The sequence below is a fragment of the Methylosinus trichosporium OB3b genome (genome assembly GCF_002752655.1).
Lineage (GTDB): Bacteria > Pseudomonadota > Alphaproteobacteria > Rhizobiales > Beijerinckiaceae > Methylosinus > Methylosinus trichosporium.
Window position 1 is genome coordinate 59772 of the sequence record NZ_CP023738.1, and the last position, 22368, is coordinate 82139.

6 protein-coding genes and 1 pseudogene are annotated in these 22368 nt (G+C 71.7%); 6 read left to right on the forward strand and 1 reads right to left on the reverse strand.

What is annotated here, in order from left to right; translation table 11 throughout:
- Positions 1 to 3: 3 nt before the first annotated feature.
- The 3 genes and pseudogenes from CQW49_RS21500 to CQW49_RS25765 all read left to right on the forward strand — a co-directional run.
- Entirely contained in the window at positions 4 to 1440 is a 1437-nt protein-coding gene (locus tag CQW49_RS21500) for a beta-ketoacyl reductase (RefSeq protein WP_157926096.1), read from the forward strand.
- Positions 1437 to 5189, forward strand: a complete 3753-nt coding sequence (locus CQW49_RS21505; RefSeq protein WP_003614160.1) for a MupA/Atu3671 family FMN-dependent luciferase-like monooxygenase — start codon at positions 1437 to 1439, stop codon at positions 5187 to 5189. Before CQW49_RS21500 ends, CQW49_RS21505 begins: the two co-directional genes overlap by 4 nt.
- A gap of 26 nt (positions 5190 to 5215) precedes the next feature.
- Positions 5216 to 10516, forward strand: a pseudogene (locus tag CQW49_RS25765) (SDR family NAD(P)-dependent oxidoreductase); the annotation flags it as partial.
- Between the two features lie 216 nt (positions 10517 to 10732).
- Here the strand turns inward: CQW49_RS25765 and CQW49_RS25270 are convergent.
- A complete protein-coding gene (locus CQW49_RS25270; protein WP_024749416.1) occupies positions 10733 to 12079 on the reverse strand; it encodes an IS4 family transposase in 1347 nt (448 codons plus the stop codon).
- Between the two features lie 107 nt (positions 12080 to 12186).
- Between CQW49_RS25270 and CQW49_RS21550 the strand changes: the two genes are divergently transcribed.
- Genes CQW49_RS21550 through CQW49_RS21560 form a run of 3 tightly spaced genes read left to right on the forward strand, consistent with a single transcriptional unit; the run spans position 12187 to position 22366 of the window.
- Positions 12187 to 21042, forward strand: coding sequence for an SDR family NAD(P)-dependent oxidoreductase (locus CQW49_RS21550; RefSeq protein ID WP_099831924.1), 8856 nt, complete (start codon positions 12187 to 12189; stop codon positions 21040 to 21042).
- A complete protein-coding gene (locus tag CQW49_RS21555) occupies positions 21039 to 21560 on the forward strand; it encodes an acyl carrier protein (RefSeq protein ID WP_157926098.1) in 522 nt (173 codons plus the stop codon). Before CQW49_RS21550 ends, CQW49_RS21555 begins: the two co-directional genes overlap by 4 nt.
- Positions 21557 to 22366: an SDR family oxidoreductase gene (locus CQW49_RS21560; protein WP_003614166.1), complete on the forward strand. Its 810-nt coding sequence runs from the start codon at positions 21557 to 21559 to the stop codon at positions 22364 to 22366. Before CQW49_RS21555 ends, CQW49_RS21560 begins: the two co-directional genes overlap by 4 nt.
- Positions 22367 to 22368 lie beyond the last annotated feature (2 nt).

Here is a 22368-nt window from a genome sequence, read left to right on the forward strand (position 1 = left end):
GCTGTGACGACTCTGACGCTCACCCAGGCGGCCCAGCGTAGCGGCCGCGGCGCGCTGCGCATCCTGCATGTCTTCGACGAGGCCGAGGCGCGCCCGCTCGATAGCGCCGTCGGCGCATTGGCGCTCTCGGCGCATCAGGAGAGCCGCGGCGTGCGGCTGCGCGCCATCGGCGTCGCCGGGGCGGTCGAGATCGCCGAAGCGGCGCGCATCTGCCGCGAGGAGCTGCTCGCCGAAGACGACGCCGCCGAAATTCTGCGCGAGGCCGGGCGGCGGCTGCATCCTGTGGTCGCGCCGGCCGCGCCCGACGAAGCCGAGGAGACGATCGGCTTTCGCGTCGGCGGCGCCTATCTGCTCGCCGGCGGGCTCGGAGAAGTCGGCTTTGCGCTCGCCGAGCGGCTGGGGCGCGATTATCGCGCGCGCATCGCCATCCTCGGCCGCAGCGATCCGCGCGGCGCGGCGCGCGAGCGTCTCGAGCGGCTCGAGGCGCAGGGCGTCCGCGTCCATTATGTCGCCTGCGATCTCACCGACCCTGCGCGTCTGCGCGCGGCGCTCGACGAGATCGAGAGCCGCATCGGCCGACTGCATGGCGTCCTGCATCTCGCGCGAACCGTCGAGGACGGCCTGCTCGCGGGCAAATCGCCGGGCAGCGTCGAGCGCGTCCTCTCCGCCAAGGTGGACGGGACTCTGGCGCTCGACGCGGCGCTGGCCGATGCGGAGCTGGACTGGTTCGTCCTCTGCTCCTCGCTCGCCTCCTGGACCGGCCTTCCCGGCGGCGCCGATTACGCCTTCGCCTGCGGCTTCCAGAACGCTTTCGCCCGCCTGCGCGAGAACAAGCGGCGTAGCGGTCTGCGCTCCGGCCGCACCGTCGCGATCTGCTGGCCGCAATGGGAGCATGACCGCTTCCTCGACGACGCGAAGCGCGCGCGGCTCGCGGCCGAGGGACTCGAGACCATCGACGCCCGCGACGGCCTGCGCATTCTGCTGGATGCGGTGCGCAGCGGGTGCGCCGAGGTCGCCGCGCTGAAGGGCGGCGCCGAGGCGATCCGCCGCTTGACCGCCGCGCCGGCCGTCGAACCCGGCGCCGATATTCTCGCGGAGCTGCGCGAGCTGGACGAAGAGACTCTGCGCGCCTTCCTCGCTTATCTCGACACGCCCGCCGCCGAGACGCGGCCCGCGCCGCCGAGCGAGGCCGCGGCGACGCTGATCCGCGAGGCGATCTGCGATTTCCTCAAGCTGCCGCGGGACAAGCTTCTTCCGGAGTCCGCCTTCGCCGATCTCGGCCTCGATTCGATCAAGGCGCTGCATCTCGCCGAGCGCTTGCAGAAGCGGCTCGGCGTCGCCATCGATCCGGTGATGTTCCATGAATCGCCGACGCTGGCGCGTTTTTCCGCGAGCGTCGCGGCGCGTCTCGCGCGGCCCGATGCGAGGGTGGAATCATGAGCGCGCGCCGCGAGCTGGAGCAAAAAGCCTTGGCCCTGTGGCAGGCTCGCCGGGGCGAGGCCCTGCTGCGCCCGAGCGAGTTCGCGCGCCGCCGCGCGAGCGAGGTCCCGCAAGCGCCGGCGCCGCGCGCCCGCCGCGCCGAGGACCTCGACTTCAGCTTGATGTTCTTTTCCGCCACCGCCGGCGAGACGGCGCGGCCGAATCTCTATCGGCTGGTGCAGGAGGCGGCGCGCTTCGCCGATGCACGTGGATTTACCGCAGTGTGGATGCCCGAGCGGCATTTCCACCCCTTCGGCGGCCCCTATCCCAATCCGGCGGTGCTCGCCGCCTCGCTGGCTTCGATCACGCGCCACATTCGCCTGCGCGCCGGCAGCGTCGTGCTGCCGCTGCATCATCCGGCCGAAATCGTCGAAGCCTGGTCGATGGTCGACAATCTCTCGAACGGCCGCGTCGATCTCGGCTTCGCGCCGGGCTGGAGCCCCAATGATTTCGCCCTCGCGCCGCAGAATTTCGCGACCGCCCGCGAGCTGATCTGGAGCCGCTGCGACGAGGTGCGCAAGCTCTGGCGCGGCGACAGCCTCGATTGCGCCAATGGTCTCGGCGCCAGCGTTCCGCTGCGCGTATTCCCGCGGCCGCTTCAGCCGGAGCCGCCCATCTTCATCGCCACCACCGGCAACGCCGAGACCTTCGCCCGCGCCGGCGCGGAAGGCTTCGGCCTGCTGACCATGCTGTTCGGCGGCGTCATCGAGGACATCGCCCCGAAGATCGCGATTTATCGCGACGCGCGCGCGAAGGCGGGGCGCGATCCGGACGGCGGCAAGGTCGCCTTGATGCTGCACAGCTTCGTGCATCCCGACGGCGATCACGCGCGCGCCGTGATCCGCGAGCCCTTCCTCGATTATGTGCGCAATTCGGTGGATGCGCAGCGCCATGGCTCGGAGGAGGGGCGGGCCATGTCCGAGCGCCAGCGCGCGCAGATCGCCGATTACGCCTTCGAGCGCTATGTCCGCTCGGCGGCGCTGTTCGGCTCGCCGTCCGAGTGCCGCGACATGCTGGAGCGCGCCGCCGCGACCGGCGTCGACGAGATCGCCTGCCTCATCGATTTCGGCGTCGACGAGGATCTCGTGCTGCAATCGCTCGAGCACCTCGACGCGCTGCGGCCGCAACGCGCGCGGCGCCCGGCTCCAGCCGCCGCCGCGGCTGTCGACGAACCCATCGCCATCATCGGCATGAGCGGACGTTTCGCCGGCGCCGGCGATCTGGACCGGTTCTGGCGGGCGATCCGCGACGGCGAGGAGCTGCTGTCGCCGCCCCCGCCTGAGCGCGGCGGCGCCGGCCTGCCGCCGCGCGGCGGCTATCTCGCCGATGTCGAGGGCTTCGACGCCGCGCTGTTCGGACTGGCGCCCGCCGAGGCGGCGGCGATGGACCCGCATCAGCGTCTCTTTCTCGAGGAGACGTGGAGCGCGCTCGAGAACGCCGGCCTGCGTCCGAGCGCGCTCCGGGGCAGCCGAACGGGCGTGTTCGCCGCCGCCTATTCCACCGGCTATGAGGGCTTGCTGCGGGCGAAGGGCGAAGCGCTCGACGGGCTCGCGGCGGTCGGCGCCGCGCTCTCCATGGTCCCCAACCGCGCCTCCTTTCTGTTCGATTTCACCGGGCCGAGCGAGGCGGTCAACGCCGCCTGCGCCAGCGGCCTTCTCGCCGTGCATCGCGCCGCCGCGGCGCTGCGCGCCGGCGAATGCGACATGGCGCTCGCCGGCGGCGTCAGCCTGCTGCTCGCGCCGGAGGAGACGGCGGCGCTGGCGCGGCTCGGCGTGCTCTCGTCCGAGGGCGTCTGCCGCGCTTTCGAGGAGGGGGCGAATGGGCAGGCGCGCGGCGAAGGCGTCGGCGTCGTGGTGCTGAAGCGCTTGGCGGACGCCGAGCGCGACGGCGATTTCATCCACGCCGTGCTGCGCGGCTCGGCGGTCAATCACGCCGGCGCCCGCTCCGGCTCCGTCACTCTTCCGAACCCGCGTCTTCAAGCCGCCTGCATGGCCGAGGCGGTGCGCCGCTCCGGGCTCGCCGGCGCCGATATCGATTACATCGAGGCCCATGGCGCCGGCTCCAAGGCCGGCGACATGGCCGAGGTCAGCGCCTTCGCGCAGGCCTTCGACGCGCTGGAGCGGACAGGCGCGCCCTGCGTCGTCGGCAGCGTGAAGCCGCTCATCGGCAGCCTCGACGCGGCGGGCGGCGTCGCGGGGCTGATGAAGGCCATATTGGCGCTGCGCTGCGCCGTCCTGCCCGGCCTGCCGCGCCGGGTCGCGGGTCGTCCGATCGAGGCGGACCTCCGCCTTCGTTTCGTGGACGAAGCCAGCCCCTGGCCGACCGCGCCCGGCCGGCGCCGCGCGGCGAGCGTCCACGCCTATGGGCTCGGCGGGACCAACGCCCATCTCGTGCTCGAGGAAGCGCCCGCGCGCGCCGAGCCGGCGGCGCCCGCCCCGCAGCCGATCCGTATATCGGCGCGCAGCGAAGAGGGGCTGCGCGCGACGATGGCCCGGCTCCTCGCCTTCATCGACGCCAAATCGCCGTCTCTCGCCGACATCGCCGTCACCCTCGCGGAGGGGCGCGACTCCTTCCCCTGCCCCTGGTCGATGAACGCGCGCGACCTCGATCATCTCAGCGAGGCGATGCGCGGCTTCCTCTCGGGCGGACCCGCGCCGGAGCCGGCCGTTGGCGCGCCGACCTCGGGGCGACGCATTCCCATGCCCGGACTGATTTTCGAGCGCGCGGCTTCGAGCAGCGAGCCTGAAGGCTCGCGGCCCAGGAACGCCCTCGGACCGCGAGCCTTCAGGCTCGCCCCGGAAACTTTTCTTTCATCGACTCCCGCCGGCAGCGTCGTCGGGACCTTCTACGACGCCGTCTCTCGCGTCGAGGAGCGCGAGGGCGACATCTTCCTCACCCTCGCGCCTTTGCCCGAAATCGTCCCCGGCTTCTCCTGGCGGCGCACCTTTCAAGACCCGGACCGCCATCCGGCCCATTGGGCGATGGTGCAGGATGCGCAGCGGCAGATGCGCGAGGTCCTGTTCGCCGAGGTGGATTTCTCGCGCGTCGCCCGCGCGCTCGATTTCGGCTGCGGCGTCGGATCGGATCTCGTCGCGCTGGCGCGCCGCCGTCCCGGGCTCGAGGGCGTCGGCTACACCATCTCCGCCCGGCAGGCGCGCATCGCCGCGCGCCGCGTCGCCGCCGCCGGGCTCGAGGATCGCGTCGCCATCCATCATCGCGACAGCGCGAAGGACCCTTTCCCCGGCCTGTTCGATCTCGTCTTCGGCTTCGAGGTCGGCCATCACATCGCCGACAAGCCGAGCCTCTTCGGCAATATTTCGGGCCATCTCGCGGAGGAGGGCTGGCTCGTCCTCGCCGATTGCGCCTCGAGCACTTTGGCGCCGATCGTCCTGCCGGAGGTCGGCTCCTATACGAGCCCCAAGGCGGATTATGCCGAGCTGCTCGCCGCGCAGAATCTCGAGATCGAGGTCTGTGTCGACGTCTCCGCCGAGATCGCCAATTTTCTGCACGACCCCGGCCTCGAGGAGATGCTGGCGCAGGAGGCGGGCGGCGATGCGGCGGCGCTCAACGCCGCCGTGCAGCGCTCCTGGGACGGCTTCGGCAAGGCGCTGGCGAGCGGGCTCGTCTCCTATCTCCTCATCACCGCGCGCAAGCGCAGCGGCGCGTCCGGTCTCGTGACGACCAACCGGCGGCAATTGGGACTCGCATGATCTCCTATCAGCAGAAATTGCGGAATATGGCTGCGCGAAGCGAGGCGCCGGGCCGCGAGCATTCGCGCGTGCTGCGGCTGCTCGCAGAAACGCTGGGCGTCGCCCCGCAAAGCGTCTCGCCCGATGCTCCCTTCGCCGAGCTCGGCCTCAACTCGCTGCTCGGCGTTCGTTTTCTCGACGCGGTCAATCGCGCTTTCGATCTGCGGCTCGGCGTCGAGGCTTTGTTCGCGCATCGAACCGCCGCGGCGCTCGCCCGTCATATTGAGACGCTGGCGCCGCGCCCGGCGATCGTCGCAGCGCCGGAGCCGGCGCCGCTGCGGGACGACGATATCGCCGTCATCGGCATGGCCGGCCGCTTTCCCGGCGCGCCCGACGTCGCGGCCTTCTGGTCGCTGCTCGCGGAGGGACGCAGCGCGGTTGGCGCGGCCCCGGCCGATCGCCGTCCGGCGTTCGGCGACGAGATTCGCGCCGGCTTTCTCGAAGGCGTCGCGCAGTTCGACGCCGCCTTCTTCGGGATTTCGCCGCGCGAGGCGGCGGCGATGGACCCTTGCCATCGGCTGTTCCTCGAGGAGGCTTGGCGCGCCTTCGAGAACGCCGGCCTCTCCGCCGAGCGCCTCGCCGGCGGCGCCGTGGGCGTCTTCGTCGGCGCCTCCGGCTCGGGCTATGAGGCGCTGCTCGATGCGGACAGCAAATCGGCGCAGAGCTACGGCCTCACCGGCAATCTCGCCTCGATGATCGCCGCGCGCGTCGCTTACGCGCTCGATCTCAAAGGCCCGTCGCTCGTCGTCGACACCGCTTGCTCGTCCTCTCTCGTCGCGGTCGCTCTCGCCTGCGACGCACTGCGGCGCGGCGAGATCGATCTCGCGCTCGCGGGCGGCGTCGCTCTGTTCCTCGATCCGCTCGCCTTCGACGCGATGCGCCGCGCCGGAATGCTGTCGCCGAGCGGCGCCTGCCGCGCTTTCGACGCCGCGTCCGACGGCATCGCCGTCGGCGAGGCGGCGGCGGCCGTGGTGTTGAAGCCGCTGCGCCGGGCGCTGGCCGATGGCGACCGTATCGACGCGGTGATCAAGGCGACCGGGACCAATCAGGACGGCCGCAGCAATGGCGTCACCGCGCCCAATCCGCAGGCGCAGACCGATCTCATGCGCGCCGTGCATCGCCGCGCCGGCGTCGCGCCGGAGACGATCACTTTTGTCGAGGCGCATGGGACGGGCACGCCGCTCGGCGATCCGATCGAGGTCGCGGCGCTGCGCGAGGCGCTCGGCCCACGCGATCCCGAGGCTGCGCCCTGCTGGCTCGGCTCGGCCAAGGCCAGCGTCGGCCATACGGCGGAGGCGGCGGGAATCGTCGGGCTGATCAAGACGATCCTCTGTCTGCGCCACGGCGAATTGCCGGCTTCGGCGCATTTTTCGGCGCTCAATCCCAAGATCGACGTCGGGCGCTCTGGCCTTTCGGTGCTGACGGCTCGCCGGCCCTGGCTCGCCGCGTCCGGGGCGCCGCGGCGCGGCGCGGTCAGCGCCTTCGGGCTCAGCGGAACCAACGCCCATGCGGTGCTCGAGGAGGCGCCGGCTCTCGACCGCGCGCGTCCGACGCCGGCGCCGACGCTGCTGCTGCTCTCGGCCCGCGACGCCGAGGCGCTGGCGCGCAAGGTCGCCGATCTCGCCGCCTGGCTGCGCGGTCCGGGCGCCGACGCCGCGCTCGTCGATGTCGGCGCGACGCTGGCGCGCGGGCGGACGCATTTCGCGCATCGCCTCGCGCTCATCGCCGCGACCCCGGCCGAGGCGGCCGAGCGGCTCGCCGCGGGCGACTACCGCATCGCCATCGCCGATGGGGCGGGCGCCGCGCCGGCTTCGAATCGCGGCGATCTCGACGCCTTCGCCGCGCAATATTTGTCTGGCGCGGCGCCGGAGTGGCCTACGCTGTGGCCGGAGGGGCGCCGCGCGCTCGATCTGCCGGGCTATCCTTTCGCGCCGACCGAGCATTGGGCGGTGCGGCCGCCGTCCACGACCGAAAGCGGGCTGCGCGTCCGGCTCCGCCCGGACGATCCGCTGGTTCGCGATCATATCGTCGACGGCGCCGCCATCCTCCACGCCGCCGTCTTCCTCGATCTCGCCTGCCGCGCCGGTGAAGCGATCTTCGGCGCGGCGCCGCGCGGCCTGCGCGACATCGCCTGGGAGCGGACCATCGCCGTCCCCGAGAGCGGGATCGAGCTGCGGATCGACACCGCGCCCGCCGGCGTCGATGTGGCGGCGAATCTCCGCCCGCAGGGCGGAGAGGTCGCGGCCCGCTGCCGGCTCACGCGAGCGGCGGCGCCCGCGCCGTCGCGCCTGGACATAGCGGCGTCGAAAGCGCGCGCCGATCTGCATATGGATCGCGGTGCGCTCGTCGGCCTCGATCGCGGCGCGGCGCGTCTCGGACCGAGCTTTGCCGGGCTCGACGCGCTGTGGCTCGGCGAAGATGTGGCGCTCGGCCGGATCGACAATCTCGAAATCGAGCCTGGGCGTCTGCTGCCCTTGCGCCTTTCGGACGCCATCATCCAGACCGCCGCCGCTCTGCTGGCGCGCGCCGACGGGCCGGCGCCGGCGCTGCGCTATCCGGTCGCTGTCGCGGCGATCGACCTGCACGCGCCACTGCCGCGGCAGGCGTCGATTCTGGCGCGCCGCGCGGGACCGGATCAAATCGATGTGACTGTGGCCGACGACCAGGGCGCGCCCTGTCTGCATTGGTCCGGCCTGACGCTGCGGCGCGCCGGAGCGCCGGCCCCCGTCGCGCGCGCCTTCCGGCCGTTCTTCGCCGAGGCGCCCGCCGCGCTCTTGCCCCGGCGCCGGCTCGACGCCGCGATCGGCGGCCCGGCCTTTGCCGCGGCTTTCGCCGATCTTTCGCCGCTGGCGGCAGATCCGGCGGAGCCGCGCGAGATCGCCGAACTGGTCCGCCGCCTGCCATCCGGCGCGCTGATCCTCTATGGCGCCGCGGAGCGGCCGGCGCCCGAGCATCTGCTCGCCTTGCTGAAGGCTCTCGCCGCCGATGGGCCGGCGCAGATCGAGCTGCGCATCGCCGTCGCCCCGATGCGGCGCGTCGACGGCCGAGAGCGCGCGGTCGATCCGGCCGGCGCCGTGCTCGAAGGCCTCGCCAAGGCGGCCGGGCGCGAGCATCCCGGCTGGACAATGATCATCCTCGATGTCGACGCGCTGGAGCCGAGCCGCGAGCTATTGCTCGCGACGCCGGCCGAGGCGAGCGGCGAGCCCGTGGCGCTGCGCGGCGGGCGCCGATACGCCCGGCGCCTCTCTCCTGTGGAGTCCCTGGGAGCGCAGGCCTCCGGCCTGCGAGAAGGCGGCGCCTATCTCATCACCGGCGGAATGGGCCGCATCGGTCGTGAAATCGCGCGCCATCTCGCCGAACATTGGCGGGGAAAGCTCGTCCTCGTCGGTCGCCGGCCCCTCGACGCCGAGCGCGGCGCCTTTCTGGAGAGCCTGCGCCGCCTCGGCGCCGAAGCCGATTATCACGCGCTCGACATCGCCGAGCCTTCAGCGCTCGACCCCGTCATCGCCGCGATGAAGGCGCGTTTCGGCGCCGTGCATGGCGTCATCCAGGCGGCTGTCGATCCGTTGTTCGCGCGCATTGCGGAGACCGGCGCGGCGGACTTCGCCGCGGCTCTGCGCCCGAAGGTCGCGGGGCTGCGCGAGATCGCGCGCGCGACGCGGAACGAGACGCTGGATTTTCTCGCCGTCTTCTCGTCGATCGGCGCCTATGCGGCCTTTCCGGGCAATGTCGGACAGGCGAGCTATTGCGCCGCCTGCTGTTTCGAGGAGGCCTTCGCGGCGGAGCTGAGCGCGGCCGGGCGGCCCGTCCGGCTCATCCAATGGGGCCTCTGGCGCCATGACGCCTTCGCCGGCGACGGCGTGGCGCGGCTCGCCCGCCAGGGCGTCGAGGCGATGGCTCCGGCCGAGGCGGTGCGCGCCTTCGAGCGCATCGTCGGCGGAGCGGAGAACCGCATCGTCCATGCGGCGCTCGGCGACGCGGTCTGGCAGGCCATGGGTGCGCCTGCCGCGCCGGGTGCGGCCTTCGCCGCGGCCGCGGAGGCCGCGCGCGCGGCGTCTTCGGGGGCGGTCGGGAGCATCGCTTCGATCGAGGCCGTCGACGCCTATGGCCGTCATGCGGCGCGCCGCCGACTGCAGGAGCGCGGCGTTCTCGCCGCGGGCGAGCCGGCGCCCGCGGCCGAAGATCTCGGCCGCCGTCTCGGCGCGCTGCCGCGGCATGCGCGGCTCGTCGCCGCCCTCGCCGAACTGCTCGCGCGCTGCGGGGAGACGGCGCCCGACCGCGCGGCGCTGCTCGCGCTCGAGCCGCGCCTGCGCGACTCGCTCGATCTGCTCGACCATTGCGTCGCCGCTCTGCCGGATGTGGTCGCCGGCGAGCGCCAAGGTCCGGACGTCCTCTTTCCCGAGGGCTCGATGCGGCTCGTCGAGGCGATCCATCGCGACCAGCCCGTGCTCGCCGCCTGCAATGTCGTGATGGCGCGCGCGGCGCAAGCGAGCGGGAGCCTGCGCATTGTCGAGATCGGCGCCGGCGCCGGCGCCACCACCCGAGCCGTGCTCGATGCGCTCGGCGACGCGCCTTTCGACTATTCGTTCACCGATGTCTCGGCGGCTTTCGTGAAGCGCGCGCGCGGCCTCTTCGCCGATCCGCGCCTGCGCTTCGGCGTGCTCGACATCGAGCGCGATCCCGGCTCCCAGGGTTTTGCGGCGGGCGGCTTCGATCTCGTCCTCGCCACCAATGTGCTCCATGCGACGCGCGACATCGCCGAGAGCCTTCGCCACGCGTCCTCGCTGCTGAAGCCGCAAGGGCTGCTGCTGCTCGATGAGATGACGCGCGCCGAGGATTTCGCGACGCTCACCTTCGGCCTGCTAGACGGCTGGTGGCGCGCCGAGGATGCGGCGATCCGGCTGCCGCACAGTCCGCTGCTCGATGTCGCCGGCTGGCGGCGCGCCCTCGAGGCGGCCGGCCTCGCGCATGTCGTCGCCGCGCCGGCGCCGGGATTCAATGCGAGCGCCAGCCCGCAGACCGTGCTGCTCGCCGAAAAGCCGGCGGCCCCGTCGCCGGCGCGCGCCGCTCCGGCTCGTGCGAGCGAGGGAAGCGCCGAGGATTTTATCCGCGCAATGGTCGCCGCCGGGCTCGACATGGCGGCGGAGGCGATCGATCCGGAGCGACCCTTCGGCGAGATCGGCGTCGATTCGATCGTCGCACCGCAGATCACGGAAGATATCAACCGCGCAGCGGGGATCGAGCTCAGGGCGACCGATCTCTACAATTTCCCCAATGTCCGCCGGCTCGCGGCGCATATCGCCGAGCGCTTCCCGCAAGTGAGCTTTTGTCACCCCGGCGAGGAAGTGAACCAGCTACGATCGAGCGCGACTCCTTCTCCCATAGGGAGAAGGTGGCCCGGCGAAGCCGGGTCGGATGAGGGGAACGCCGGCGCGAACATCGGCGAGAAAGAACCCCCTCACCCGGCCGCTCCGCGGCCACCCTCTCCCTTTGGGCTACGGGATTCACGGAAACGCTTTGGCTGTTGCGATGGCGTATCCGGCGAGCATGGAGGCGAGGCGGTTCCATCCGTCTCGCATCGTCTTGGGGCCGGGCGGCTTGTAGTAGCAGTTCCAGCCTCCCAAACGGGCTGTGATCCAAGCGAGCCATGCGAGCGAGCCCTTCTCATGCGGGTTCTTCTGCCGTTCCGTCTTGCCCTCCAAGGTCTTGCCGATCGCCTCGAGCGGCTCGACCAGGGCCTCGTCGACGACGTCGCCACAGGAGCGCGGGCCGCCGTCGCGCGCGTCGACCAGTTGAATGATGCGAGCCGCCGCTCCGAGGGCCACCGCCGAGAGCCGCATCAACCGCTCGGCGTCGACGATCTGGCTGTCCTCGAGCGCGAGCCCGTCGCTTTTGAGGGTGCGGAACAATTGCTCGATCCGCCAGCGCAAGCGATAGCAACGCACGATCTCGCGCGCCTGTTCGGCGGTTTCGGCCGCATGGGTGGTCAGGAGCCGCCACAGCAGCGAAGCGACGCCTTCCGGCGGCTCGATCTCGCGCGCCTCCACCAGCGTCAGCTCGACAGCCGGCGCGCCCGTCTTTTCCTTCGCGGAGAGGGAGGCCGGGGCGAGGAGGCGGACGCGGACCGCGCGCAGCTCGACCCTGGCGAGGCGCCCTTTGTCGCCCGGCCCGCGCGGCGCGACCTTGGTCATTGTCGTCGTCAGCGGCGCGGCCGCGGCGGCCGCCTCGAAGAGAGAGCCGCCTTCGATACGGCGATCCTGGGCGGCGCGCACGACGAGATGGACGCCCTCGGGACGCCGCGCGAAAAGCTGGAAGATGTCGCTCTCGCGGTCGCCGACGACGGTGACTTCGGCGGCCGCGCCGAGCTGCTCTGCGGCGCTCGCGCAGCCTTCGAGCCAGCGCGCCGATTCCTTGTCCTCGAAAGCGCGGCCGCGCCGCGCCGGCGCCTTCGTCTGCGGACGCGTCCAGATCCGCGCGTCGACGAGGCCGACTACGGCCTCGTCATCGGCGTCTATGGCCAGCACCGGATGGATGAAGAAGCCAGGATCGCATCCATTGCCGGCGGGCCCCAGGCCGCGACGCTTGGCCGAGCGGCCGGCGAAATTGATCTCGCTCGTATCCTGTGCGGCCACCACCCGGCGACCGGCGCAGCGCTCCGCGGTGCGCGCGCCCAGCGTCTCCATGATCGCCTCGACCGAGGCGAAGCCGGACGACAGGAAGCGATGGGCGCGCATCTCGCCGCTGCGCGAGGCCCCGACCTTACGCAAGGTCAGCGACCCCGTCGCCGCGATCTGCTCCATCAGCCAGTCGCCGCTGCGCTCGACACGAATGTCGCCGACCCCAAACCCCATGACCCGCCTCCGATCCGATTCGCTCGGACCTGTGAAGCGCAAATGCAACGCTTTGGGAATCGCTTCCGTGAACTCCGTAGCCCTTTGGGAGAGGGGCGCGCCAGTGCTTGCAAGAGATTGGCGACGGCGCCATCGCCATCATCGGCATGGCCGGGCGTTTCCCCGACGCGCGCGATCTCGACGCCTTCTGGGACAATATCGCCGCTGCGCGCTGCTCCGTGCGCGAGATCGACCGTTTCGACATCGCGCCCTTTTTCGACGCGACGCGTGGCCGGCCCGGAAAGACCTACGCCAAATGGGCGGCGACGCTGCCGGATCATGACCGTTTCGATCCGCTGTTCTTCGCCATCTCGCCCGCCGAGGCGGAAGCGATGGACCCGCAGCAGCGCGTGCTGCTCGAGGAGGCCTGGCACGCGCTCGAGGACGCCGGCCTGACGCCGGAAAGCCTCCAGGGAGCGCGTTGTGGCGTCTTTGTCGGCGCCTCGGCGAACTCCTATCGCGCCGACGCCCCGCCGAGCCTGCAATCGCTCGGCGGGTCGATGGCGATCCTCTCGGCGCGGCTCTCGTATCTGCTCGATCTGAAAGGCCCGACCTTTCCGGTCGACACCGGCTGCTCGTCCTCGCTGACAGCGCTGCATCTCGCCCGCCAGAGCCTCGCCGCGGGCGAGAGCGATCTGGCGCTGGCGGCGGGCGTCTCCTGCAATCTGCTGTCGCCGGAGATTTTTCTCTATCTCGCCGACGCCGGCATGGCCTCGCCCGAGGGGCGCTGCAAGAGCTTCGACGACGGCGCCGACGGCTTCGCGCCGGGCGAGGGCGTCGGCGTCCTGGTGCTGAAGCGGCTCGACGACGCGCTGCGCGACGGAGACCGCATCCATGCGTTGATCCGCGGCACGGGGATCAATCAGGACGGCAAGACCAGCGGCCTCACGGCGCCGAGCGCCACGGCGCAGACCGACCTCGAATGCGAGGTCTATCGCGCGGCGAAGGTCGATCCGGCGACGATCGGCCTCGTCGAGGCCCATGGCACCGGGACGAAGCTCGGCGATCCGATCGAGATCGCGGCGCTGACCGACGCCTTCGCCGCCTTCACGGGCGAGAAAGGCTTCTGCGCCATCGGCTCGGTGAAGACCAATATCGGCCATGCGATGGCCGCGGCGGGAATCGCCGGAGCGCTGAAAGCCGTGCTGGCGCTGCGCGAGAAAGTGCTGCCGCCGAGCCTGCATTTTTCGAAGCCGAACCGGCATATCGATTTCGCGAGCAGCCCGTTCTTCGTCAATGTCGCGGCGCGGGTCTGGGCGAGCGCCGGCCCGCGGCGGGCGGCGGTCAGCTCCTTCAGCTTCAGCGGCGCCAATGCGCATATCGTGCTCGAGGAGGCGCCGGCGGCGGACGTCGCACGGGATGTCGGCCCGTGGCTGTTCGCGCTCTCCGCCAAGAGCGAGGCCGCGCTGGCGCGACGGCTCGCCGATCTCGCGCGCTGGCTCGAGCGCCATTCCGACGCGCATCCGGCCGATGTCGCCTTCACGCTCGGCCGCCGCGCGCATTTCCGCTTTCGGCGGGCTTTTGTCGCCGGCTCGCTCGCCGAGCTTGCCGCCGCGCTCGGCGGCGCGCCGGCGCCCGCATCTGCGCCGGGCGATCTCGCGCGGCGCTATGAGGCGGGCGAAACCCTCGATTTTGCGTCGCGCGGCCGGCTGCTGAGCCTGCCCGGCTATCCTTTCGAGCGCGAGCTCTATTGGCGCCCGCAGGCGACCGCCGCGGCGCCGGCGCTCACCGCGCTCGCCGCGCATTGGCTGACGCGCGATCACGTCATTCGCGGCCGCAAGCTGCTCCCTGGCGCCGCCTTCCTCGAACTCGCCCGCGCCGCGGCGGGCCTGGAGACCGGCGTTCTGCGCGATGTCGCGTGGCGCGCCGTCGTGGATGTGACGGAGCGCGACCTGCCGTTGCGGCTCGACGTCGATGGGACGCGCTGCACGCTGCGGGCGGAGGGGACGATTTTCGCGACCGCCGTCGCCGAGGCCGCGTCGCCGGCGCCGCGGAGCCTCGACCTCGCGGCCATTGGCGCGCGCTGCGCAGTGCGGCGCGACGGCGCCGAAATTTATGCGGCGGCGGCGCGCGGCGGCTATGACTATGGCCCGGCCTATCGCGTGATCGCCGATGTGGCGCTCGGCGAGGGCGAGGCGCTGGCGCGGCTCGCGGCGCCGGCCGATGGCGGCTGGCGGCTGCATCCGGCGCTGCTCGATGGCGCTTTCCAGACCGCCGCCTGCATCGGCCTCGCCGACGAAACCGATGGGCGCGCCTATGTGCCCTTCGCGCTCGAGAGCTTCGAAATTCATGCCGCGCGCGCGCCCCGCTTCGTTCATGCGCGGCGCGTCGGCGCCGGCGAGGGGCTGCATCGCTTCGATGTCGCGCTCTGCGATGACGCGGGCGTGACTCTCGCTTTCTGCCGCGGGCTCGAGGCGCGCGCGCTGAAACCCGCCGCAGCCCAAGAGACGCTGCTGCTCGCGCCGGTTTCTCGTCCGCTCGCGCCGCCCGCCGCCGTGAGGCCCGCGGACACGATCCTGGCCTTCGCTTCCGAAGAGATCTGCGCGCGGCTTCGCGCGAGCGGCGCGCGCGTCATCGGCGTGCGGCCCGGCGACGGCTTCTCGAGGCTCGCGCCCGATCGCTTCGCGATCGATCCCGGCGCGGCGGAGGATTACGAGAGGCTGCTCGCGGAGACGGCGCCGCTCGCCGCCCTTGTCGCTCATCTCTGGACGATCGACGCCACGACGGCGCCGGCTTGCGCGCCGAGTCTTTCGGCCGCGCTCGACGCGCTCGGTCCCGAGATCGGCGCGCGATCCCTGTGGCTGACCGCGCGCGCGGCGGTGCGCTCCGATGCTGTCGCGCGTCTCGTGTTCGCGACGCGGCCGGGGCCGATCGCGAGCGCCGCGGCGGGTCTCGCGCGAAGCGTGCTGCGCGAGAGCTCCCGTGTCGCCTGCACGGCGATCGAGAGCGAGGACGGCGATCTCGACGCGCTCGCGCGCGAGCTGACGCTCGATCCGGCGCCGCCCGTCGTCTCGCTGCGCGAGGGACAGCGCTTCGAGATCCGTCTCGAAGAATGGGCGCCGCCGGCGTCTCATGTCGCGCGCGAGGATGGCGCGATTGTCATCACCGGCGGCGCCGGCGCGATCGGCCTGCGCGTGGCAAAGCATCTCGCGAGAAGCGGCTATTCCAAGCTCGCGCTGATCGGCAGACGCGCGCCCGACGCCGCTCTGCAGGAGACGATCGGCGCGATCGAATCCGCCGGCGCCGATGTGCTGCATCTCGTCGCGGATGTCTCCTCCGGCGCCGCTCTGCGCGCCGCGCTCGACAAGGCGCGCCGCCGCTTCGGCTCCATTATCGGAGTCATTCATGCGGCCGGCGTGCTGCACGACGGGCGCATGGCGGAACAGGAAGCGGAGAACTTCGACGCTGTGTGGTCGCCGAAAGCGCGCGGCGCCGTCGCGCTCGATCATCTCACCGCTTCCGATCCGCTCGATTTCTTCCTGCTCTTCTCCTCGACCGCGGCGCGTTTCGGCTCGGCCGGGCAGGGGGCCTATGCGGCGGCCAATGGCTTTTTCGCCGGCTTCGCCGCATGGCGGCGGAGCAGCGGCCGTCCTGGCCGCACGGTCGCGATCGACTGGCCCTTGTGGGAGAATGGCGCGATGGCGCCGGCGCCGGAGGTCGCGGCGGAGCTGGAGCGCGTGATGGGCCTTTCGCCCATGCCGGACGTCGCCGCCTGCGCCGCGCTCGACGCCGCGCTTCACGCCGATGTCACCGAGCTCGTCGTGCTGCATGGGCGCGGCGAGGCGTTGCGCGCCTTCGCCGCCGCGCCGTTTCGCGCGCAGGATGCGCGCGCCCCTTCGGCGCCGGGCGCCCGCGCGCCTGTGGAGGATTATCTCAAGAGCGTCGTCGCCGAGGCCACCAGGCTCGCGCCCGCGCGCATCGACGCAGCCGAACGCTTCGAGGCCTATGGCGTCGATTCGATGATGATCCTGCGCATGAACGCGCGACTCGAGCAGGATCTCGGGGCGCTGCCGAAGACTTTGTTCTTCGAGCATCAGACCATCGCCGATCTTGCCGCGCGCCTCCTCGCAGATCATGGGGCGGCGCTCGTCGCCCGCTTCGGCGAGCCGCTGGTGAATCCGCCGGAGCCCATGCTCGCCGCGGCGCCGATCGCCGCATCCGCCGACGCGCCGATCGCGATCATCGGAATCGCCGGGCTCTATCCGCAGGCGCGAACGCTGGGCGCCTTCTGGCGTAATCTCGCCGAGGGGCGCGACTGCATCGTCGAGATACCGGAAGACCGCTGGCCGCTCGGCGGCTTCTATGATCCCGATCGCCAGCGGCCCGAGACCAGCTACAGCAAATGGGGCGGCTTCATCGACGGGGTCGACGAGTTCGACGCGCCCTTCTTCAACATCTCGCCGCGCGAGGCCGACGCGCTCGACCCGCAAGCGCGCAAATTTCTGGAGATCGCCTGGGCGGCGATGGAGGATTCCGGCCTCACGCGCGAAACCTTGTTCCGCAATGATCCCCAGCGGCGCGGCGGCGTCTTCGTCGGCGTCATGTATGGCGATTATCAGCTGTTCGGCCCACAGGAGGCGGCGCGCGGAAAACTCATCGCGCCCAACGCCGCTTATTGGAACATCGCCAATCGCGTGTCCTTCTGGCTCGACATGCATGGGCCGAGCATGGCGGTGGACACCGCCTGCTCCTCCTCGCTCTCGGCCATTCATCTCGCCTGCGCGGCGCTGCGCAATGGCGAGTGCTCGGTGGCTTTCGCCGGCGGCGTCAATCTGACCATTCATCCGAGCAAACATTGGATCTTGAGCAAATCCGGCTTCGCTTCCAGCGACGGGCGCTGCCGCAGCTTCGGCGCCGGGGGCGACGGCTATGTGCCGGGCGAGGGCGTCGGCGCCGTGCTGCTGAAGCCGCTCGATCGCGCCCTCGCCGATGGCGACCGCGTGCATGCGGTGCTGCGTTCGAGCGCCGTCAATCACGGCGGGCGGACCAATGGCTACACCGTGCCGAATCCGGCGGCGCATGCCGATCTGATCGCCGAGGCGCTGCGTCGCGGCGGCGTGGCGCCGGACAGCGTCTCCTATATCGAGGCGCATGGCACGGGCACGGCGCTCGGCGATCCGGTGGAGGTCGCCGGCCTCGCGCGCGTGTTTGCGGGCGCGCCGAAATCGCTGCCGATCGGCTCGGTGAAATCCAACATCGGCCATCTCGAATCCGCGGCTGGAATCGCGGCGCTCACCAAGGTGGCGCTGCAATTGCGCCATGCGCAGCTCGCGCCGAGCCTGCATGCGCAGACGCTCAATCCCGCGATCGATTTCGCGCGCACGCCTTTCGTCGTGCAGCAGAGCCTCGCGCCCTGGCGGGCCCGCGACGCGGCGCCGCGGCGAGCGGGGATCAGCTCCTTCGGCGCGGGCGGCGCCAATGCGCATCTCGTGGTGGAGGAGGCGCCGGCGGTCGCCGTATCGGCGCCCTGGCGCGGCGGCGCGCTGCTGGCGCCGCTCTCGGCCGCGACGCCGGCGGCGCTGCGCGAGCAGGCGCAGCGTCTCGCCGATTGGCTCGACGGCGAGGGACGCGAGGCCGATCTCGCCGCCGTCGTCCGCACGCTGCAGACCGGCCGCGAGGCGATGCGCCATCGCGCCCTGTTCTCCACCGCCACCATAGCGGAATTGGCGACGGCGCTGCGGCGCTTTGCGGCTGATGGGGCGCCGCCGGTTGCGCCGGAGGCCGGCCGCGCATGGGTCGAAGGCGGGCGCATGGATTGGGAGGCGCTGCCGCCCGGCCCACGCCGGCCGGTTTCCTTGCCGACCTATGCGTTCGAGAAGCGGCGCTGCTGGGTGGAGCTGTCGCCGCGCGCCGGCGCGTCGGCGCAGACTCTGGCGCTGATCGCCGCGCCCGATGATCCACTGGTCGCCGATCATCGGCTCGGCGAGGCCGTGGTTCTGGCCGGCGCCTTCCTGCTCGAGGCGGCGCGGCGCGCGGGGGAGAGGACTCGCCCCATCGTTGCGGCCGAAGATGTCGAATTCCTGCGTCCGGTGCGGCCGCAGATGAATGCGACGATCGCGGTCGAGCCGGACGGACGCTTCGTGATCGCGGTCGGCGACACGCCCCATGCGCGCGGGCGACTCTTCTGCGATTCGCCGGCCGCGGCGCCGGAGCCGGCGCCGCTCGCGGCGGTCGCGCAGCGCTGCGCGGAGACGATCGAGCATGAGTCGATCTATGCCGCGCTCGCCGCCGGCGGCGCGCATTACGGTCCACGCTATCGGCGCCTCGCCCGGCTGCGGCGCGGGGCGGGCGAAATCCTCGCCGATCTCTCCGGCGCGTGGGCGGATGCGGGCTGGCCCGCCGACCTCGTCGACGCGGCCCTGCAGACGAGCTTCGCTCTGGTGAGCGAGCCGGGCGGCTTCGCGCCCTTCTCGATCGAGCGGCTGACGCGCTGGGCCGATGTTTCAGCGGCCGCGCATGTGCATGGCCGGCGCCGCGAGGCCGGGCCCGGCTTCGTGACGCTCGATCTCGACATCACCGACCGCGACGGGCGCGTGCTGCTCGCGATCGCGGGGATGACCGCGCGGCGCGTGAGCGAGACGCTTCCGCTCCGCCGCCTGCGGCCCTTGTGGACGCCCGTGGTGGCCGAGGCCGCATCGACCGCGAGCGGGACGCTCGCGGTCCGGGGCGGCGGCGTTCTCGCCGCCGCTGTGCGCGCGGCCTGGTCGGGCGAGACGCGCGATTTCGTCGAGGATATGAATTGCGAATCGGCATGGTGGTTCGTCGAGACCGATGGCGTCGCCGAGGACGAGGCGGTGATCCGCTTTTCCGCCGCCGTGCGCGCGCTCGCGGCGCGGCCACGCCCGCCGGCGCTCACGGTGGTGACGCGCGGCGCATGGGCCGTGCTGCCGGACGAGCAGCCGGACCCGGCCGGCGCGGCGGTGGCCGCCTTCGCGCAATCGGTGCGCCGCGAGCATCCGGAATTCCGGCTGCGGGTCGTCGACGTCGACGCCGATTGCACGGCCGACGCGCTTCTCCGCCTGCCCGTCGGCGAAGGCGATTTCGCGCTGCGGCGCGGGGCGCTGTGGCGCAAGAGCCTCGTCGAGACGTCGCTTCCCGAGCCGCGAGATCCGTGGCGGCGGGGCGGGCGCTATCTGATCGTCGGCGGCGCCGGCGGCATCGGGCTCGCGCTCGCCGAACATCTCGTCCGCCGCGCCGGCGCGCGAGTCGCGCTGCTCGGCCGCCGTCCGCTGCAGCCGGCGATCGCCGAGCGGCTGGCGGCGATCGGCGGCGAAATCGTCTACGTAGAGGCAGATGTCGCCGATGCGGCGGCGCTGGAGGCCGCGGTCGAGACCATAATAGCGCGCTTCGGCGGGCTCGACGGCGCCTTTCATCTCGCCCTCGCCATGCATGACGCACGCGCCGTCACGCTCACCGGAGAGCAGATCCGCGCGGTGATGGCGCCCAAGGCGCGAGGGACGCGCAATCTCTTCGCGGCGCTGCGCGGCCATGCGCTCGATTTCGTGATGCTGTTCTCCTCGAGCAACGCGCACACGACCAATCCGGGACAGAGCGCCTATGCGGCGGCGAGCGCGGCGCAGGACGCCATCGGCCTTCGCGCGGCGCCCTGGCCAGTGAAGGTGATCGACTGGGGCTTTTGGGGCGAGGTCGGCCGCGTCGCCGCGCCTGAGCATCATGCGGCGCTGGCGCGCGTCGGCGTCTATCCGATCGCGACGAGCGAGGGGTTCGAGACGGTCGAGCGCCTTCTCGCCTCGCCTCTGCCGCAGATCGCGCCGCTGCGCGTCGGCGCCGCGACCGCCGCTGCGCTCGGCCTCCGCGACGCCGGCGGTTTCGAGGCGGCGGTCGACGCCGCGCTGGAGCCGGCGCGGCAGGGGGCGGCGAGCCTTGCCGCGGCGACGCGCGATTTCGCAGGCATCGGCGATTATGCTGCGCAGCATTGCCTACGCGCGCTGCGCGCGCTCGGCGTCGCACGCCGGCCCGGCGAGAGTCTCGACGCGGCGGCGCTCGGCGTCGCGCCACGCCATGCGGGGCTGTTCGCCGCGCTCGTCGACATGCTCGCGCGTGCTGGATTTGCTGCGCAGCAAAATGGCGCCTGGGTCACGACGGAGGCGGTCGCCGCCGCGAAAGAGGACGAGCTGGCGCAAAAGCGCGCGGGCTGGATCGCCGAGCGGCCGGAGGTCGCGCCCTATCTCGATCTGCTCGACGCCTGCGTGATGCGTCTTCCCGACGTGCTGCGCGGAGCAATCGACGCCAATGACGTGCTCTTCCCCGGCGGAAGCGCGCATCTGGTCGAGCCGATCTATCGCGGCAACGCCATCGTCGATCATTTCCAATCGATCGTGGCGACAAGCGTCGCGGCGGCAGTCGAGCGGCGCCTCACGCGGCTCGCCCCGGGCGAGACGCTGCGGATCATCGAGATCGGCGGCGGCACCGGCGGCACCACCGCCTTTCTGCTGCCGGCGCTGACGCGCTTCGCTTCCCGCATCGAATTCACCTTCACCGATGTCGGCCGCATGTTCCTCGACGCCGCGAGGCGGCGCTTCGCCGATTATTCCTTCCTGACCGTGGAGGCGCTCGACATAGAGCGTTCGCCGCAATCGCAGGGCTTTGCGGCGCAGAGCTTCGATATCGTCGTCGCCGCCAATGTGCTGCATGCGACGCGGGAGATTGCCGCGACGCTCGCCCATGTCGGCGCGCTGCTGCGCGAAGGCGGGCTGCTGCTGCTCAATGAGGCGACGAGCCGGCAAGACTTCAACACGCTGACCTTCGGCCTCACCTCCGGCTGGTGGAAATTCGCCGATGGCGAGCGGCGCATAGCGCACAGCCCGCTGCTCGACGCCGCGTCCTGGCGCATTGCGCTCGCCGAGCAGGGGTTCGGGCGCAGCGAGACTCTGGCGGGGGAGAGGGGGCGCTGCAATCGGTGATCGTCGCCGAGCTGGAAAGGGCGCCGGTCGCGGCCGCGACGGCCGCGACTCCGATCGCCGCCGCGCCGGCCGAGCTGGAAGCGCTGCTGCGAGCGACCATCGCGCGCTCGCTGCGGCTCGCGCCGGAGGAGCTGGAGCTCGATCGCAGCTTCGCCGATTATGGCGCGGATTCGATCATCAGCGTCGAGCTGGTGCGCGATCTCAACGCCGCGCTCGGCGTCGAATTGAAGACGACGACGCTGTTCAACTATTCGACCGTGCGCAAGCTCGCGGCCTATATCGGCGCGGAATTTCCCGAGCGCTTCGGCGCGGCGGCGGCGCCCGCAGAGAGCCGGGCGCGACAGCGCAGCGGGCGGCTCAAGGACATCATCCGCCGCAGCCGCGGCGCCGGGCCGGCGCTCGCCGATCCACCGCCCGCGCCACCGGGGGAAAGCGCGGACGAGGCCTTGCTCGCCGTGCTGAAACGCCTGCAAAAGGGCGAGATCGACATCGCCGAAGCGCTGGCGGAGACAAAATGATGATCGGCAAGTGTTTCGCCAAGGATCTCTTTCGCGGCAAGACCGTCTTCGTCACCGGCGGCGGCGGCACCATCAACGCCGGCATCGCGCGCGGCTTCGCGGAATTGGGCGCCAATCTCGCGCTCTGCGGCCGCACGCTCGCCAGCCTCGAGGCCGCCGCCGCTTCCATTCGCGCGCTCTCGGCGCAGGCGCTCGTCGTCGAGGCCGATGTGCAGCGGATCGAGACTCTGGAGGCGGCGCTCGCGGCGACCGAGCGCCGTTTCGGCAAGGTGGATGTGCTCATCTGCGGCGCGGCGGCGAATTTCCCGGCGCCGGCCGAGCAGATGACGGCCGACGGCTTCGCCAAGGTGATCGCGGTCGATCTGATGGGCTCGTTCAACGCCGCCCGCGCCGCCTTTCCGCATCTGAAAGCGACGAAGGGCAACATCATCTTCGTCTCGGCGACCAATGCGCTGATGCCCTTCGCCTTCCAGGCACATGTCGGCGCCGCCAAGGCGGGGATCGACAGTCTCATGCGCGGCCTTGCGCTGGAGTGGGGGAAATATGGGATTCGCTGCAACAGCATCTTGCCCGGGCCGATCGAGCAGACGGAAGGCTTGCGGCGCCTGTTGACCGCCGAGGATATCGCCGAGCTCAGCGCCTATGTGCCGATCGGCCGCTTCGGCACGATCGAGGATTGCGCAGCGGTCTGCTGCTTCCTCGCCTCGCCCGCCGCCTCGCTGCTCACCGGCGTCGCGCTCGTCGCCGATGGCGGCCAATCCTTCTCCGGCTCGGCGATGCTCGCCGAGCTGATGATGAATCCTTGAAG